Source organism: Clostridium sp. LS3, from assembly GCF_055330225.1.
On the sequence record NZ_CM143921.1, the window covers coordinates 408,397 to 426,884 of the forward strand.

General features: G+C 28.4%; 15 protein-coding genes, 2 tRNA genes, 1 riboswitch and 1 other annotated feature (1 of these 19 running past the window's edge). Of the genes, 14 read left to right on the forward strand and 3 right to left on the reverse strand.

Annotation, left to right across the window (positions count from 1 at the left end; all coding sequences use genetic code 11):
* Positions 1-178: a binding site (T-box leader), on the reverse strand (it extends 35 nt beyond the left edge of the window).
* Positions 179-529: 351 nt separating this feature from the next.
* From ACZJV1_RS02130 to ACZJV1_RS02155, 6 genes are all read left to right on the forward strand, one after another.
* Positions 530-1,360: an ABC transporter permease gene (locus ACZJV1_RS02130; protein ID WP_460289048.1), complete on the forward strand. Its 831-nt coding sequence runs from the start codon at positions 530-532 to the stop codon at positions 1,358-1,360.
* Between the two features lies 1 nt (position 1,361).
* Positions 1,362-2,144 (forward strand): ABC transporter permease, encoded by a 783-nt coding sequence (locus ACZJV1_RS02135; protein WP_463651266.1) that lies wholly within the window; start codon positions 1,362-1,364, stop codon positions 2,142-2,144.
* A 35-nt stretch (positions 2,145-2,179) separates the two neighbouring features.
* The gene (locus ACZJV1_RS02140; RefSeq protein WP_463651267.1) at positions 2,180-3,211 is read left to right on the forward strand and encodes an ABC transporter ATP-binding protein; all 1,032 of its coding nucleotides are present in this window, start codon (positions 2,180-2,182) and stop codon (positions 3,209-3,211) included.
* Positions 3,212-3,239: 28 nt separating this feature from the next.
* A complete protein-coding gene (locus ACZJV1_RS02145; protein ID WP_460289051.1) occupies positions 3,240-4,286 on the forward strand; it encodes an ABC transporter substrate-binding protein in 1,047 nt (348 codons plus the stop codon).
* Positions 4,287-4,304: 18 nt separating this feature from the next.
* On the forward strand, positions 4,305-6,017 hold the full coding sequence (locus ACZJV1_RS02150) for an adenine deaminase (protein ID WP_463651268.1): 1,713 nt from the start codon (positions 4,305-4,307) through the stop codon (positions 6,015-6,017).
* 63 nt (positions 6,018-6,080) lie between these two features.
* Positions 6,081-7,445: an amidohydrolase gene (locus tag ACZJV1_RS02155; protein WP_463651269.1), complete on the forward strand. Its 1,365-nt coding sequence runs from the start codon at positions 6,081-6,083 to the stop codon at positions 7,443-7,445.
* A 241-nt stretch (positions 7,446-7,686) separates the two neighbouring features.
* On the opposite strand, the gene ACZJV1_RS02160 is transcribed toward ACZJV1_RS02155, so the two are convergent.
* Positions 7,687-8,097 (reverse strand): HNH endonuclease signature motif containing protein, encoded by a 411-nt coding sequence (locus tag ACZJV1_RS02160; protein ID WP_411169639.1) that lies wholly within the window; start codon positions 8,095-8,097, stop codon positions 7,687-7,689.
* A gap of 264 nt (positions 8,098-8,361) precedes the next feature.
* On the opposite strand from ACZJV1_RS02160, the gene ACZJV1_RS02165 reads away from it, so the two are divergent.
* The 4 genes from ACZJV1_RS02165 (at position 8,362) to ACZJV1_RS02180 (ending at position 10,925) form a co-directional block, all read left to right on the forward strand.
* Positions 8,362-9,036 (forward strand): hypothetical protein, encoded by a 675-nt coding sequence (locus ACZJV1_RS02165; protein WP_460289054.1) that lies wholly within the window; start codon positions 8,362-8,364, stop codon positions 9,034-9,036.
* A gap of 63 nt (positions 9,037-9,099) precedes the next feature.
* Positions 9,100-9,173: transfer RNA gene (locus ACZJV1_RS02170), tRNA-Gly, on the forward strand.
* 3 nt (positions 9,174-9,176) lie between these two features.
* Positions 9,177-9,252 (forward strand) — tRNA-Lys (locus ACZJV1_RS02175).
* 178 nt (positions 9,253-9,430) lie between these two features.
* Positions 9,431-9,537, forward strand: a riboswitch (SAM riboswitch).
* 110 nt (positions 9,538-9,647) lie between these two features.
* Positions 9,648-10,925: a Na+/H+ antiporter NhaC family protein gene (locus ACZJV1_RS02180; RefSeq protein WP_463651270.1), complete on the forward strand. Its 1,278-nt coding sequence runs from the start codon at positions 9,648-9,650 to the stop codon at positions 10,923-10,925.
* 104 nt (positions 10,926-11,029) lie between these two features.
* Here ACZJV1_RS02180 and ispF read toward each other — a convergent pair whose 3' ends face one another.
* Positions 11,030-11,509, reverse strand: a complete 480-nt coding sequence (gene ispF / locus ACZJV1_RS02185) for a 2-C-methyl-D-erythritol 2,4-cyclodiphosphate synthase (protein WP_463651271.1) — start codon at positions 11,507-11,509, stop codon at positions 11,030-11,032.
* A 566-nt stretch (positions 11,510-12,075) separates the two neighbouring features.
* On the opposite strand from ispF, the gene ACZJV1_RS02190 reads away from it, so the two are divergent.
* From ACZJV1_RS02190 to ACZJV1_RS02205, 4 genes are all read left to right on the forward strand, one after another.
* The gene (locus ACZJV1_RS02190; protein WP_411169643.1) at positions 12,076-12,681 is read left to right on the forward strand and encodes a sortase; all 606 of its coding nucleotides are present in this window, start codon (positions 12,076-12,078) and stop codon (positions 12,679-12,681) included.
* Positions 12,681-13,676, forward strand: a complete 996-nt coding sequence (locus tag ACZJV1_RS02195; RefSeq protein WP_463651272.1) for an anti-sigma factor domain-containing protein — start codon at positions 12,681-12,683, stop codon at positions 13,674-13,676. The genes ACZJV1_RS02190 and ACZJV1_RS02195 overlap by 1 nt, the downstream gene beginning before the upstream one ends.
* Before the next feature lie 22 nt (positions 13,677-13,698).
* The gene (gene rluF / locus ACZJV1_RS02200; RefSeq protein WP_463651273.1) at positions 13,699-14,478 is read left to right on the forward strand and encodes a 23S rRNA pseudouridine(2604) synthase RluF; all 780 of its coding nucleotides are present in this window, start codon (positions 13,699-13,701) and stop codon (positions 14,476-14,478) included.
* A gap of 326 nt (positions 14,479-14,804) precedes the next feature.
* Positions 14,805-15,488, forward strand: a complete 684-nt coding sequence (locus ACZJV1_RS02205) for a DUF3298 and DUF4163 domain-containing protein (protein ID WP_463651274.1) — start codon at positions 14,805-14,807, stop codon at positions 15,486-15,488.
* Positions 15,489-15,536: 48 nt separating this feature from the next.
* On the opposite strand, the gene ACZJV1_RS02210 is transcribed toward ACZJV1_RS02205, so the two are convergent.
* Positions 15,537-18,200, reverse strand: coding sequence for a cation-translocating P-type ATPase (locus ACZJV1_RS02210; RefSeq protein WP_463651275.1), 2,664 nt, complete (start codon positions 18,198-18,200; stop codon positions 15,537-15,539).
* Between the last annotated feature and the right edge of the window lie 288 nt (positions 18,201-18,488).

Genomic DNA, 18,488 nt, shown 5'->3' on the forward strand with positions numbered 1-18,488 from the left:
GGTTCCACCCTTAATTGCCTAAAATAAGGCCTCTTAAGAATATCGTAACGTGATATAAACGGACTTTATTAGAGTCACTCAGAGGTGGTCTTCAACTAAATTCAAGTAAGATAATTTCACCAAACATATCTCTCTCTGAAAATGAAACGTAGTTTACTCTTCTCTTCAACGTGTTCAAATATTTATTACTAATTATTATAGTTATATAATATGCTAATGTCAACAAAAAAGAATTAAACTTAAAATTTTTTATAAAAAAGTAGTATAAAGCTATTTTAATCTATATATAAGAAAAGAATATTCGTGATTTGGCTATGGAAAGAAAATGTAGAAATTGAATTAAATCATAAATATGTAATTCTGAAACATAATTTTAGTTAAAATTAATATTAAAAATAGACTCAAAACGAAATATAAAAAATAAAAAGTTGACATTGTTCGTATAAAAAAGTAAAATAAACTTATAATATGAATAAAAAACGTGAAAAGGTTCGTACATTAACGAATTATTTAGAGGAGAAATGAAAAAATGAAGCGAAGAAGTCATTATATACTATTTATACCATGTGTAGTATTAGTAGCATACTTTATGATAGTTCCACTATTAGGCACAATAATTCCTACATTGACAAATACAGCTGGAGGAATGTTTAGCCAATATACAAATTTCTTTAAAGATTCATATATGATGTTAATATTCTGGAGGACCATTAAGATATCATTAATATCATCTGCAATTTGTATGATTATAGGTGTACCAGTAGCGTATTACATATCAAGAATATCTAAAAAGTTAAGAGGTTTACTTATTGCATTAACAGTATTTCCTGTTTTAACAAATTCAGTTGTTCGTTCATTTGCTTGGATGAGCATTTTAGGGAAGAATGGTGTTATAAATAGCTTACTTATAAAGTTAAATATGATAAATGAACCACTATCACTTTTGTATACAGAAGGCGCAATTATAGTTGGTACAGTATATATTTTCTTACCTTTAATGATTATTTCTCTTGTTGGGGTTATGGAAAATGTAGAAAATGATTTATTAGAAGCAGCAGAAAGCTTGGGAGCAAGTAAATTAAAGGCATTTTTCAAGGTTATATTCCCACTTAGTTTACCAGGATTAATAGTTGGAACGGTTCTAGTATTTACAGGGTCTTTAACTGCATATACGACTCCACAACTATTAGGTGGAAACAAAAATACAGTTTTGGCCACATTAATATATCAAAAAACCATGACATTGGGGGATTGGCAAGGAGCTGCAGTAGTAGCCACTATAATGATTGTAGTTACATTAATAGTTATAAAGGGAATCAACTTCCTAGCGTCAAAACTAGATAAGAGGGGTGTTTCATAAGATGAAAAAAAATAAATTTCTAACAGCTTTTGTTGTATTAGTATATATATTCTTATTTGCGCCATTAGTTATTATTGCTATGACAAGTATAGGAACAGAAAACTATATAGCATTCCCACCAAAAGGATTTACTTTACAATGGTTTTTAACAGTATTTAAATCAGAAGCTTTTATAAGCAGTATGATTACCAGTTTTGTAATATCGGGAGTAGCTACATTAGCAGCTTTAATTATAGGTACGCCTGCAGCTTATGGATTAAGTAGATATGACTTTAGAGGAAAAGCTGCTATTAAAAGCTTCTTCTTCTCACCACTAATAATACCTGGTATAGTAGTTGGATTTTCACTATTCCAATTCTTATTAGTAAAGTTAAGTCTTTCAGTACATATTAGTTTATTTATTGGACATACATTAGTAATTATTCCTTACATAATAAGAGTTATTGGATCTAGTTTAGAAGTATTTGACTATTCAATAGAAGAAGCAGCTATGAGCTTAGGATGCAAAAAATCATTAACTTTCTTTAAAGTAGTATTACCTAATATAACATCAGGAGTAATGGCAGCATTTATGTTAGCTTTTATAAATTCATTTAATAATGTTCCAGTATCTATGTTTTTAACTGGACCAGGGGTAAGTACATTACCTATAACAATGATGAACTATGTTGAGTATAATTATGATCCAACAGTATCAGCATTATCAGTAATATTAATGATATTAACTATTGGAATTATGTACATATTAGAAAAGACCTTAGGTCTTAATAATTTTGCAGGATAAAGTTATGACTAATAAAGAGTTGGAGGACAAGTAAAATGGATTTAATAAATTTACAAAGCATAAATGTTTCATATGATAAAAAAAATAATATATTAGAAAATTTAAATCTAAAAGTTAAAAAGGGAGAACTGGTATCTCTTCTTGGGCCAAGTGGATGTGGAAAGACTACAACTTTAAGAGTTGTTGCAGGATTTATAGAGCCAACTGCAGGTAAGTTTTTATTAGAGAATGAAGATTATACAAAGATACCTGTTCATAATAGAAATTTTGGACTAGTGTTCCAAAGTTATGCATTATTTCCACATTTAACAGTTGAAGAAAATGTAGCCTTTGGCTTAAAGATGAAAAATATGCCTAAGGATAAAATAAAAGTGAAGGTAGATGAAATATTAGAAACTGTAGATATGACTCACTTAGCAAAGAGGTATCCTAAAGAATTATCTGGGGGACAAAAACAAAGAGTAGCTATAGCAAGGGCGTTAGTTATAGAACCAAGACTTTTACTCTTAGATGAACCCTTAAGTAATCTTGATGCGAAGTTAAGGCTTAAAATGAGAGTTGAGATAAGAAAACTTCAACAAAAACTAGGAATAACAACATTATTTGTTACTCATGATCAAGAAGAGTGCTTTTCAATTTCAGATAGAGTAGCAGTACTTAATAAAGGAGTCATAGAACAATTTGATACTCCGGAAAATATTTATTCAAATCCAGCTACAGAGTTTGTTGCAAGATTTGTAGGATTTGAAAACTTCATTAATTTAAAAAAGGTTTCAAAAGATACTTATTCTAGTGAATGTGGAGCTGAATTTAAGGTGGACAAATCAAAGGATCAAATAGATGTTAAAGCAACTATAAGACCAGATGATATAAAGATAGTTAATGAAGACCTAGAAAATACAATAGACGGTATCATAGAAATAAGAACATTCTTAGGGAAAGCATACCAATATGATGTTAAAACATCTGTGGGTAGCATAATTGTGAATAGTGAAAATAGCCTTATATATGAAAAAGGAGATAAAGTAAAGATTCAATTACCATCAAATAAAATAGTTATATTATAAAATTTGCATAAGATAAAGGAGAATATTTATGAAGAAGAGAATTTTAGCATTATTATTAACAGGATTAATTTCATCAACAGCTTTAGTAGGATGTAACAAATCTGGAGATGCTGCATCAAACAAAAAACTTGTAATTTCAACATGGGGACTAAATGAGGATGTATTAAAAGAAACAGTGTTTGAACCTTTTGCTAAGGAACATGGAGTAGAGATTGTTTTAGAGGTTGGAAATAATTCTGAAAGACTAACTAAAATGAAGAACAATCCTAATTCTAATATAGATATAACTTATTTAGCAGAGTCATTTGCTGAACAAGGTATAGAAGCAGGTATATTTGAAAAAATAGATTACTCAAAAATACCAAATGCTGAAAATATGAATGAAAAAGCTAAAGCTACTGTAGAAAGAGGATATGGTCCAGCTTATACATTAAACAGTATAGGAATAGTAGTAGATCCATCGGCTGGAATAGAGATAAATTCATGGGAAGATTTATGGAAACCGGAATTAAAAAATAAAATAGCTATACCAGATATAACTACTACTAATGGGCCAGCAATAGTAGATATTGCGGCAATTAAAGCAGGGGTTGATATCAAATCAGATAAAGGTGAGGCAGCCTTTAAAGAACTAGAGGCTTTAAAGCCAAATGTTGTTAAGACTTATAGCAAATCATCAGATTTAGCTAATATGTTCTCAAGTGGAGAAATAGTTGCAGCTGTAGCATCAGATTTCGCATATGATACAATTGCAAAAGCTAAGCCAGGAGTTAAAAATATAGTTCCAGAATCAGGAACTTACTTAAACTTCAACACAATTAATATAAATAAGAATTCAAAGAACAAAGAATTAGCGTATGAGTTTATAAATTATGCTTTAAGTCCAGAAGTTCAAGAGAAAACAGCTAAAGCTTTAAAGGAAGCGCCAGTTAATACAGAAGTTAAATTAACCGAAGAAGATTCTAAGAATTTAACATATGGAGCAGTAGTTGATAATGCAAAAATAATAGATTTCAAATTTGTAAATCCATTAATGGAGCAATGGATTAATACTTGGAACAGAATAATGAACTAGTATTAAATGGGTGAGAGAATGGAAGTACAATTAATCATAAAAAATTTAAATGTATATAACAGTTATTTTAAAAAATTCATAAAAGGTGATGTTGTAATACATAATTGTAAATTTGTTCATATAGGACATAATTATGAGAACAGGTTAACATCTAAAAATGTTATAGACGGTAATAATAAGTACATGATTCCAGGATTAATAGATATACATATGCATATAGAAAGCTCAATGACCATTCCAAGTGAATTTTCAAAGGCTGTAATAAAACATGGGGTTACTACAGTTGTAGCTGATCCTCATGAGATTGCAAATGTTTTTGGAATCGAAGGAATAAAGGAATTTATGAAGTCTGAGGAAAAAGTAGATATATTTTATGGCATACCAAGCTCTGTACCTTCAACCTCAAGTGATTTAGAGACTACTGGAGGGAAAATTGGTGTGAGAGAGGTAGAAGAACTATTATCCTGTGATAGAGTTCTTTGTCTCGGAGAAGTAATGAACTTTAAGGATTTAATAGAGGATGAAAATTCTACTATAAATAAGATAATCAATATTAGTAAAAATAAAAAAAGAAACATTCCTTTAGAAGGACATTGTCCTAAAATTGATGGAGTAGATTTATCTTTGTATATTTATAGAGGTGTAAATGGAGACCATACTCAACAAAGCGTATCATCTCTTGAAGAAAAAATAAGAAATGGTATGTTTATAGAAATGCAACATAAATCAATGACTAGTGAAAATATAAATTTTTTAATAGAGAATAATTTATATGAGCATTTTTGCTTAGCTACAGACGATGTAATGGCAGATACGTTAAAAAAAGGACATCTTAATGAATTAGTCAAAAAAGCAATGAAATTAGGAATGTCACTAGAAAATGCAGTATATGTAGCTACTTATACTCCATCTATGAGAATGGGACTTCTAGATAGAGGAATAATAGCACCGGGAAAAATTGCAGACTTTATTCTACTTAGTGATTTATATAGCTTTGAGATTGAAGAAGTTTATAAAAATGGAGAAGTTGTATTTAGTAAATCAGAAGGAATAAAAGAAGAGTATTTTAAAACAAAGAGCAGATTTAGTGAAAGATTTTATAACAGTATAAAAGTAAAACCAATTACTAAAGAAGATTTACTAATTAAAGTGCCTAAATTATACAATAATAAAGTTACATGTAGGACTATTAAAGTATTTGAGAATACGACCTTTACAGAAGAAGGTGAAATTACACTAAATATAGCTAATAACATTTTAGAGTGGGAAAATAAAGACTGCTGCTTAATAGCTGTATTTGAAAGATATGGTAAAAACAATAATGTAGCTTTTGGCTTAGTAGAAGGTGGAATTATAAAAGAAGGTGCAATAGCAACTACATGGGCACATGATCACCATAATCTTATGGTGATGGGAAGAACTGTTGAGGATATGGTTTTAGCTGTAAATCAAGTTATATCTTCTGGAGGAGGATATGTTGTTGTAAATAAGGGTAGTGTATTAGCTGAGTTAAGCTTACCTATAGGTGGAATAGTTAGTGATGAGCCAATTGAGGTAGTAGGGAAAAATCTAGAAAAAGTAAGGCAAGGGATGAAGGATTTAGGCTATACTCATATGAATGAAATAATGTCATTTAGTACATTGTCATTACCTGTTAGCCCAGCTCTTAAAATTACAGATAAAGGATTAATAGATGTAAAGGCTCAGAAGTTTGTTTCGTTATTTAAGTAATAAATTATTAGACTATGTTATGCATAGTCTAATTTAATATAAAAATATAACTTGGAGGACAATATGAAAGTAAAAAGTAAGGTAACTATATTTAAGAATGTTACTATAATTACTATGAATGAAAATAAAGACATGATAGAAAATGGAGTAGTTGCTTTTGAAGGAAATAAAATAACATATATTGGAGATGCTAGTTTAGAGGATGATTCTCTAGAGAGATATATAAATAAAAATAGATGTTCAAATGAATGTGAATTTGAGGTTATAGATGGAAAAGAAGGAATTTTAATGCCAGGAATGATAAATTGTCATACTCATTCATCAATGGTTCCTTTTAGAAGTTTGGCAGATGATTATAAGGATAGATTAAAAAGATATTTATTTCCATTAGAGCAAAAGTTAGTTGATGAAAAGTTAACTTATATAGGTGCTAAATATGCTATAGCTGAAATGCTATTAGGGGGAGTAACTACTTTTTGTGATATGTACTACTTTGAAGATGAAGTTGCAAAGGCAGCTAAAGAAGTAAATATAAGAGGAGTATTGTGTGAAACCATAGTAAACTTCGTCGCGCCAGATACTAAAGAGCCTTTTGGGGGATTAGATTATTCAAGGCGTTTTATTGAAAAATGGAGGAATGATACTTTAATAACTCCAGGAATAGCACCACATGCACCATATACTAATACAGATGAATCATTAAAAGAAGCATATAAAATAAGTAAAGAATATAATGTTCCTATAACTATGCACGTAGCTGAAATGGATTATGAAATAAGTGAATATAGAGAAAAGTATAATCTAACTCCAGTTCAATATTTAGATAGCTTGGGTATATTAGATTCTAATTTTATATCAGCACATACAGTGTTAGTTAATGATGAAGATATAAAAATATTAAAAGAAAGAGGAGTAGGTGTATCCCATAACATAGGTGCAAATTCTAAGGGGGCAAAAGGTGTAGCGCCTATTGTCAAGATGAAAGAAGAAGGAATAAGCATAGGGCTTGGAACGGATGGGCCTATGAGTGGAAATACTTTAGATATAATAACTCAAATGTCACAAGTAGGTAAGATACATAAGTTATTTAATAAGGATAGAACGTTACTACCATCAATAGAATTAGTAGAGATGGCTACCATAGGTGGAGCTAGAGTATTAGGAATGAGTGAAGATGTTGGATCCATAGAAATAGGAAAAAAGGCAGATTTAGTTTTAATAGAGACAAAATCTGTTAATATGCAACCAATATATGATTATTATGCTACTATAGTTTATTCGGCTAATCCTAGTAATGTAGATACGGTAGTAGTCGATGGAAAGGTTGTTGTTAGAGATAAGATTCTGTTAAGTGAGGAATTCACAGAAATTAGAAAAAATTTAATGAGCTTAAAAGAAAAAATAAATAAGGTTGCTAAAGAACTTTAAGGATAGCCTATTAAATTAGAAAGCATATTGTTGTATTAAAGATTCAGGATATTATTTAACAAAAAGAATATATTAGAAATTTTAGGTATTGAATAAAATAAAAGCTTCTAAAGAAATGTATAATCTTTAAGAAGCTTTTTTAATTGGAAAAAATTTATATAAAGTTATTAAAATTCATTAAAAATATCTATAATTTAATTACATATACAAATAAATGGTAACTTGAATATAAAGTTAAATTTTAGCTAATATTAATATTATGGAAAAGACGTTCTAACTCAAGCTCTTGAAGCATAGCATAGGAGTAGAGTTTACCACCCATGAGGTTCTTTATTATTTCTTTTTTAGAGTATCCTTCTTTAAATAGTTTAAGGTTTTTGATTAACTTTTTTAAAGAAGAATGAGATATTTCTAAAATATTGTAAAGTTCCTTAGCTGTATAGTAATCTTTTGGTAAGAGCTTAAAAAGCTTATCTTGTAATTCAAGTTTATACTTTAAATCAGTTTCTATACAGTTATGAGGACCATGTTTCCCTCTATGGTGGTAGTTGCAAAGATATTTATAGTTTAACTTAATATCGTAGCCACCTTCGTGTTTATGAACTATATGATGAATATCCGCTTTTGATCCACAAATTTCACAGTGGTACAAAGTCATGCCTCCTTTTTATATCTTTAATAATATTATAAAATAAATTTATTTTTATTTCAAATTAGATATAAAAGTATATCATTGGGTGAGTAGGTATTTTACGCTAAAAATACGTGCATCCTAATACATAGAATTATATTGTTATAATAAAGTGTTTATATTTACTTTGTTATATTCTTAAAAAATACTTGTAAAGGTGGTATAATATACTATATAATATATATATAGTATATTATATTACGAGACTGAAGGAAAGGTGATACAGTGAGACATAGTTATGATTCATTTGATTACTGGGAAGAATTAATTAATGAAAATAAAACTATAAGAGGACATATGTTTATGGATAAGTTACCTAATGAAAAAAGTATATATATCCATAGCTTAGTTTTTTGCAAGAATAACGGACTTAATAATACATGGGCATACTTTCCAAATGAAAAAATATTGTTAGGATATATTCAATATTCATTTTTACAAGAAGCCTTTTATAAATGGATATATGGAAAGGAAAGGTTAGTTGTTAATGTTCCAAACATTCCAGTAGAAATAATAATTTCAGATGGAGAAAAAAATAAAAAAATATCTAAAGAAGAAGCAGATAATATGAGAAGACATGTAAAAATGATAAAGGAGTGTTGGGCTTTACCTAAAGATAAATTAATTAGGGCACTTCAAAAGTTTGCTAGAGACTTTAATAGAACTTGGTACGGAGACAATAGAGAATTTTTATATTTAAAAATTTTTAATACACCAAAAGAATTAGGGGAATTTGTTATAAATTCAAGCTATATGACAACAAGTGAAAGAGAATTTAAAGAGAGAACTAGCTTAATTATTTCAGATTGGAAAGAAGTATGTGAAAAAGCTGATAAAAATAAGAGCCATGGAGAGCGATTTAGAGATATTTTATTAAAATCCCTTACAGAAATAATTTAAAGGTAAAACTAATTATTGACAGTAATAATTACTAAATATATAATATTACTGTCAATAATATTTGCGGGTGTAGCTCAATGGTAGAGCCCTTGCCTTCCAAGCAAGTTACGTGAGTTCGATTCTCATCACCCGCTCCATATGCGTTATTAGCTCAGTTGGTAGAGCACCTGACTCTTAATCAGGGTGTCCCGGGTTCGATCCCCTGATAACGCACCATTAAAAGAGAGATTAATTTTATGTAATCTCTTTTTTTCTATTTATAGAACATTTAACACTAAATACTTTATTGTTAATAGTAACTTTAAAAATAAAAGACTTATATAAGGTGTTAGGAATATTTTTCATATTGACAATAGTATATTAAATTGATACTATTATAGTGCAAAATTTAAAAGTCTTATCAAGAGTGGTGGAGGGACTGGCCCTATGAAACCCAGCAACCAAGAATTTTAATTAATTCTTAAGGTGCTAAATCCTGCAGGTAAACCTGGTAGATAAGAGGCGAACTATAATTTTTTATATGTGTGAGTAAAGCTTCTGTATTTCTACAGGAGCTTTTTAATTTTTGTAATTATAAATAATTTATATTTTTAAAAGGAGAGGAAGAAATTTTGAAAAACAAAGGTAATGGACTAGCTTTAATTCCATTGGGAGTATTCTTATTAGTGTATTTAGGTACATCTATAATAGCAAAAGATTTTTATGCTGTATCAGTTATTGTTCCTTTTTTAGTAGCAGCTCTAACAGCATTAATTATGAATAGAAAAGTAAAGTTTGATGAAAAAGTAGAAGTTTTTTGCAGGGGAGCAGGAAACACTAATATTTTATTAATGATATTAATATTTATATTAGCAGGAGCCTTTGCTGAAGTTGCTAAAAATATGGGAGCAGTAGACTCAACTGTAAATTTAGGATTATCTTTATTACCAAGTAGTCTATTAATACCTGGAATGTTTATTATAGGTTGCTTTATAGCTTTATCTATAGGAACATCAATGGGAACAATAGTTGCATTAGTTCCAATTGCAGTTGGAATAGCAGACAAGACAGGAATAGCAACAGCATTGGCAGTTGGAGCAGTAGTTAGTGGTGCTATGTTTGGAGATAATCTTTCAATAATATCTGATACAACTATAGCAGCAACAAGAACTCAAGGTTGTGAAATGAAAGATAAATTTAAAATGAATTTTATAATAGTTCTTCCAGCAGCAATAATAACTGCGTTAATATTCATGGTATTAACAAGAAATGCAAATGTAGTTAGTTTAGATTCTTTAAGTTTTAATATATTCAAAATTTTACCCTATATAATAGTTATAATAACAGCTTTACTTGGAGTTGATGTAATAATAGTTTTATTACTTGGAATCTTGTCTTCAGGTATAATAGGATTTATATTTGGAAGCTTTGACTTATTGGGATTATTTAATTCTATATCTGATGGAATAGCTGGTATGAGTGAGCTAATAATAATCTCATTACTTATAGCTGGAACAATAGAGATAATAAAGTTTAATGGTGGAATAGACTTTATACTTAACAAAGGACTGAAGAATTTTAAAAGTAAAAGAGGGGCTGAGTATGGTATTGCAACCCTAGTAAGTTTAGTAGATATTTGTACTGCTAATAATACAGTAGCAATAGTAACTGTTGGACCAATAGCTAAAAATATTTCAAATGAATTTGATTTAGAACCAAAGAGGGTTGCAGGGATAATGGATATGTTTTCGTGTGTATTTCAGGGCATAATACCATATGGAGCTCAACTAATATCAGCAGCAGGTCTTGCAGCTTTATCACCATTTGCAATAATGAAATTTTTATTTTATCCATATCTTATGGGGATATGTGCTATAATAGCTATATACATTCATTGGAGAAATAAATAAGGCTGTTGTAAAAATTTAAATATATAAACCAAAAAACAAGGAGATAACTTTTTTAGTTATCTCCTTGCTTTTTATAAGCCTTAATTTAATTCTTAACTTTTTAATTATTTATTATCCATTGTAAGAAGGCATATACTTTGAGAGGATATACCCTCACCACTGCCAGTAAATCCAAGTCCTTCTTCAGTAGTTGCCTTAACATTAATTTGACTTAAATCAATTTCTAAAGCTTGTGCTATGTGTTCTCTCATTTGTTGTATATAAGGAGACATTTTTGGTTTTTGAGCAATAATAGTTGCATCTATATTGTTTATGGAATAACCATTATCTGAAAGAAGTAATCCTACTTGTTTTAAAAGTTTTAAACTTGAAATACCTTTGAATCTTTTATCTGTATCAGGAAAATGCTTGCCTATATCACCTAGAGCTGAAGCACCAAGCAATGAATCCATAATTGCATGAAGTAATACATCAGCATCTGAATGTCCAAGTAAACCGTGTTTATAAGGAATTTTAACTCCTCCTATTATTAAGTCTCTTTCTTCAACTAAACGATGTACATCGTATCCTAATCCTATCCTCACTTTATCACCTCTAAATTAATTATAGAATTATTTTACCATAAATATAGAAGATATATTTAAAATTTATTTTTTAGAACTATAATACTTTTTTAAAGGGATAGACTTTAGAATTATTTTTTACAGATTTTTTCTTAAATATTTTATTAATAAGATGATTTAATTTAATATTAAGCTTGTAAATAAAGTGAATGGTCCTAGATGAAAGCTTCTTACGTTTAAGGACGAAATCTACATAAATTATTTTTCTATTCATAAGTTGCTCCTAAAATATTAATAGACTATAAAAAGCATATATAAGTTCTAATAAATTGCATTAATTTAATTAAAGTAAATACACTTTGTTATAGTATAAGTAATTCGGTATTACAGGAACTTATATATAAAATTCAAAAATATATATGCTTTTAAATTTTCTTCATATACTGCTAATGAGATTTTACTATAAAATAAATAATACAAAATGTAATGTAAATTAATAATTAGAACATATATATTATAAAAGTCCATAATGTTTATGATATAATATATGATAGAGTGGTATAAATGTTTAATGGGAGATGATGAATTTGAAAGAAAAGATTAGAAGAGTAATAGGGATTATTTTAATAATAGTTGGACTAGCATTGATAATATCAATTGTTTATAAAAAAATGGAAACTTCAAAGAAACAAAAAGAGCTTCAAAATATTTTAGAACAAGTAATAAATGAAGATCCGAAAAGTGAGGGATCTGATAATGGTGATAAATCAATTAATGGATATAAACCTATTGCTTTAATTGAAATTCCAAGTATAAACTTATCTCAAGGCTTAGTGGAAGGAATGTCTGATAATGTACTTCAGTATTACTTAGGTCATTTTGAAGATTCAGCAAAACCAGGAGAAAAAGGAAATTTCGTGGTAGCTGGTCACAGGGTATCAGATTATTCAGAAGCATTTGTAAACTTGTACAAAGTTGAAGCAGGAGACGATATTATAGTTAAGGCAAATAAGAAAGAGTATATATACAAAATAGATGAAAATTTTATAGTTGATCCAAGTAGGGTTGATGTTTTAGATAAAACAGATGATGCAACAATTACCTTAATAACTTGTACTGTTGGAGCTAAGGAAAGAGTTATAGTAAAAGGTAAGCTTATAGAAACAAAGGATCTACAAAGTGGAGGAGAATAATGAGCAATTTTCAAAGTGATAAATATAAATTCTCAACTAAGGCTCCATCAAATTTAGCTTTAGAAGAGGTTGTTGAGAAAAGGTCAGAAGAAATAGGAAGGTTAAAAAATGAACTTTTAACCTATAAAATACTTATTAAAGATTTAACACATGAAGAGCCATCATATAATGTAAGAAACAAAATTTTAAATATAGCCTATTTTATGATAGAAGATGTAGAACTTTTTGAATACTTAAATACAACAAAGAAATTTCCAATAAATAGACTTTTCAAAAGAACACCAATAGAAAAAGAATTTTTTCACAATTGGAAAGAGCATATAATAACATATGTTGTTATATTATCAAATCCTAATTACAAGTATCTACAAGAGTATATACAAATAGTTGAAGCTGTTAACATAATGGGAGTAGATGAGGTTTCTGAGCTTATAAAGTCAACAGAGCATAGGGGGATTATACTAGAAAAGAGGATTAGGAAGGCTATAGTATTAACTTTTAAAGGTGAGTTTGTAAAGGTTAAGTGCGGTAAGGAAAATAAAGTTGGAGAAGATTTAATTAGTACTGAAGCTATTTCTATTAAGAAGTATAAATTACAATTTTCAATATTAATTAGCTTAATTGTAGTTATACTTATGATATCAATATTTAAGTATAGATCCATTGATAAAACTGTAGTAATAGAAACTACTTCTGAAATTACATTAGAGGTAAACAGCTTTAATAGAGTTATAGATTCTTATAGTAAAACAGAAAAAGGCGGAAATATGCTAAAAGAATTAAATGTAAATAACTCTGAAATAGATGATTCAATAAAAAATATATTAAATTATGCTGCTAGCAATGAAATGTTTCCTGAATCAGGAGTAATAGTTACTGTAGCTGGGAATCCTTTAAAATATGGAGTTTTAGAGAAAACAGAAAATTTTATTGAAGAAGAGAAACTTAAAGTTATGTTAAATAATTCAGGAGATGAACATAAGGTAAGTCCATAAAATCTGTAAAAGGTGATAAATTATGAAGCAAAAGAATAGTGAGAAAAAGTATGTAATAGTACATAATGATAGAGGAAATGAAATAAGATTAAATAAATTTATAAGTGAAACAGGAATATGTTCGAGAAGAGAAGCAGATAAGCTTATAGAAAGCGGTAGAGTTACTGTAAATGGAATAAAAGCAGTTATGGGTACGAAGGTAACAGAAGAAGCAGATGTTAGAGTAGATGGTAAATCTATAAAGAAAATTGATGATTTAGTTTATATAGCATTAAATAAACCAGTAGGAATTACATGTACTACAGAAAAAAAGGTTAAGGGAAATATAGTTGACTTTGTAAATCATAAAAAGAGAATTTTTCCAATAGGAAGATTAGATAAAGATTCACAAGGATTAATATTGCTAACAAATGATGGTGATATAGTAAATAAGATATTAAGAGCTGGAAATAATCATGAAAAAGAATATATAGTTACTGTTGATAAAGCTATTGATGAAAAGTTTATAGACTCCATGGCAAATGGTGTAAGAATATTAGGTACAGTAACTAAAAAATGCTATGTCACAAAAGAAAATAAAAATACATTTAGAATAATTTTAACTCAAGGTATGAATAGACAAATAAGAAGAATGTGTGAAGCTTTGGGTTATAATGTAGTTAAGTTAAATAGAATACGAATTATGAATATAAAATTAGATAATTTAAAAATTGGAGAGTGGAGAGACTTAACATATACAGAGTTAAAAAAGTTAAATTTATTAATTGGTAATTCAGGAAGAACAAAGGATTTTGATGATTAGAAAGCTATAAGCTGTTAAATTATTGCAGCTTATAGCTTTTTCTTATTAATTTAGGATGTTTATTAAAATATTGAAAAGTTATCCACAGACGTGTAAATGGCTATAATACAAAGGTCTGTGAACTTTATAGATTTGTATAGAAATAAATTACAGTAAAAATCTGTATGTTACACACATAATCCACATGTCCCTGTGGATAAGTTGTGCAAACTATGTTGAAAATAGTGTTAATAATTATTAACACTATTGTAGATAATATATTGTAGATATAATTATTGAAAATGCAGAAAATTATTATAATTTATAAAAACAGGAGATATAGTCATATGAGAAAAGTTTGTAGAGGGTTATTAATTACAGTGTTATTGTTAAAGGTTGTCCACATTTATCCACAAGCATTGTTAATAAATTTTAATAGTAATATTGTCGAAAATCCAATGCTTGTGGATAAGGTTATAAAAGAAAATACAAACTTCATAAATATAGATGTCGAAATCCCACAAATAGTAGGATTAGCTAATAAAGATAAAGAAAAAGTTATCAACAAGGAAATTTTGGATTGGACTGACATGTGGATAAAAGATGTAAAAGATGTTAGCCAAGAATTTAATCCAACAATTCCATATCAATTAAATGCAAGATATACTTTAACTAATGATAAGAAAATATTAAGCTTCTTTATAGATTACTATCAGTTTAGTGGTGGGGCACATGGAATTACTACTAGAAAAACATATAATGTAGATATTTCTACAGGAGAAAAATTAGAACTAAAAGATTTATTTAAAAAAGGATATGACTATAAGAAATTTATAAATGAAGTTATACAAAAGGAAATAAATAAAAATCCAGAGTATTATTTCACTGGTAAAGATGGATTTAATGGGATAAAAGATGATCAAAGCTTTTATATAGATAATGAAAAGCTTATAATTCATTTTCCTTATTATGAAATAGCGCCTTATGCAGGAGGAATGCCAGAATTTGAAATACCATATGAAGTTTATTAAAAAAAGCAGTCTGTACGTAGTACAAACTGCTTTTTATGAAACTTTTTATTAAGCTACTTTTTCTACATTTTCTTTTTCTTGTGAAGAAGTATGATTAGTATGCTTTCTATCATTTATTGAATCTCTAATTACTTTAACAACTTGTATTATTAAAGTAGGTATAAATGCTAATAAGTAAATATATCCGATTTGTGTACCTGTTAAATTAGCAACTTCAAATAAGTTTTCTAAGAATGGAACAAATAGTACACAGTTTAATAATACTAATCCTATACCAAATGCCATCCAACTATATCTATTTGAAAATAATCCAATTGAAAATATTGATCTATCTCCTCTACAATTAAATCCATGGAATAATCTTGCTAAACAAAGTGTTGCAAAAGCCATTGTAGATGCAACATATTTATCTGTTCTTAATCCAATATAAAAGGCTATTAAAGTAAATATTGCAATAACTAATCCTTCACTTGCTATTTCATATATAAAATCTTTTGATAATATAGATGAATTTCTTGATCTAGGTTTTTCTTTTAATAAATCTTTTTGTGATTTTTCCATTCCTATTGCAATAGCGGGTAAACTATCTGTTAAAAGGTTTATAAATAATAAATGTACTGCTGCAAATGGCATCGGTAAAGCCATTAATGAAGTATATAAAACAGATAATATACCAGATGCGTTACCTGATAGCAAGAATTTAATAGAATTTTTTATATTCTTATATATATTTCTACCATTAGCTACAGATTTAACTATTGTAGCAAAGTTGTCATCTGTTAATATTACAGAAGCTGCATCTTTAGATACTTCTGTTCCTGTAATTCCCATTGCGATTCCAATATCGGCTTGTTTAAGAGCAGGAGCATCATTAACCCCATCTCCAGTCATTGCAACTATTTGATTCTTTTCTTGCCATGCTCTAACTATTCGTATCTTATGTTCAGGAGAAACTCTTGCATAAACTGAAATTTTCTCTATGTTATTTTTTAATTCTTCATCTGACATTTTATCAAGTTCTATTCCTTCAATAGCTCTATCGCCATCTTTGAAAATCCCTATTTGTTTTGCAATGGCAGATGCTGTAATCTTATGGTCTCCCGTAATCATAACAGGTTTTATTCCAGCAGTGATACAATCCTTAACAGCTTCAGCAGATTCTTCTCTTGGAGGATCTATCATTGAAATAAGACCTATAAATGTATAATTATTTTCATCATCTAATGTTAATTCTTGAGAAGATTCAAATTCTCTATAAGCAAATGCTAAAACTCTTAATCCACTTTGAGATAATTGTTTATTTGAATTAATTATATTTTGTTTATCCTCATAAGTAATTTCTCTTACACCTTCAGAAGTTTTAATAGTTTTAACTCTATCTAATAATACATCAAAAGCACCTTTAGTAAACATTAAGTACTTATCATTAAAGTGATGAAGTGTGCTCATAAGCTTTCTATCAGAATCAAAAGGTAATTCAGATAATCTAGCATAAGATTTTCTTATAGACAGTTCGTCCAATGATAATTTATGACCTAAGTTAACAAGAGCTACTTCAGTAGGATCTCCAATTTCAACGCCTTCTTTAGAAGTAGAGTCATTACATAAAATTGAACTATTAATTAAATAATTTGAAACTTCGTCATTTAAATCTATTTCTTCACCATCAATTAATTTATTATCAATATAAACTTTTTTTACAGTCATTTTATTTTGAGTAAGAGTACCTGTTTTATCAGAACAGATTACAGATACTGAACCTAAGCCTTCAACAGCTCTAAGTTTTTTAATAATAGCATTTTCCTTAGCCATCTTTTGAGTTCCTAAGGCTAGTACAATTGTAACTATAGAGCTTAATGCTTCAGGTATAGCAGCAACAGCTAAGGCAACAGCAAACATAAGAGAATCTAACATATTAGTGCCCCTATAAAGACTAAGACCAAAAACTAAAGCACAGATTATTAATATTCCTATAGCTAATTTTTTACTAAAATCATCTAAGCTAGCTTGTAATGGAGTTTGTTTTTCTTGAGTTTCTTCCATTAAATGAGCTATTTTACCTATTTCAGTATTCATTCCAGTGCCAGTTATAACAACTAAAGCTCTACCATAAGTAACTAAAGAGCCAGAGAAAACCATATTTTTTTGATCACCTAAAGCTATTTCTTCACTTTCAATTAAATCAACAAATTTATTTACACTTTCAGATTCTCCAGTTAAAGAACTTTCATTAATCTGAAGTGAGAAGTTTTCAATTATTCTACCATCTGCAACGACCATATCTCCAGCTTCTAATATTAAAATATCTCCTGGAACAATTTCCTTAGATTGAATCTCAACCTTTTTACCAGATCTATAAACTTTTGCAGAAGGGGAAGAAAGTGCTTTTAAGCTATCTAATGACTGTTCTGCTTTAAAATGTTGAACTGTACCTAATATAGCATTTAAAATTATAACAGCAAAAATAACTAAAGTACTTTCAACATTGCCTGTAGCCATTGATATAATAGCAGCTACAATTAATATTATTACAAGTAAATCCTTAAATTGGCTTAAAAAAACCTGTAGCATAGTTTGTTTTTTCTTTTCAGTTAATTGGTTGTACCCAAATTTCTCTAAATTTTCTTTTACTTGATTTTCACTTAAACCACTTTTAGATACATTAAACTGTTTTAACACTTCTTCATATGGCTTAGAAAAAAATTTTTCCATAATAATTCCTCCAAACTATTTAGTATTAATATTTTGTGTTTTTATATAAAAATTAGCCTAGAAATATATGAGCCTATAAACAAAAAGAGACTCTTAATACAATTTTCAAGTTATGAAAAACTGTATTAAAAGTCTCGTAACCAAATTGGTATATAACACCAGACCGTAAGGTCGCGAATGTTGACGTTATATTTTTTACTACTCCCTCTTAATGGAAATATTAAATTATAGACTAATTTTAAACTTATTTTAGAAAAATGTCAATACATAAAATTTGTCTAAAGAGGG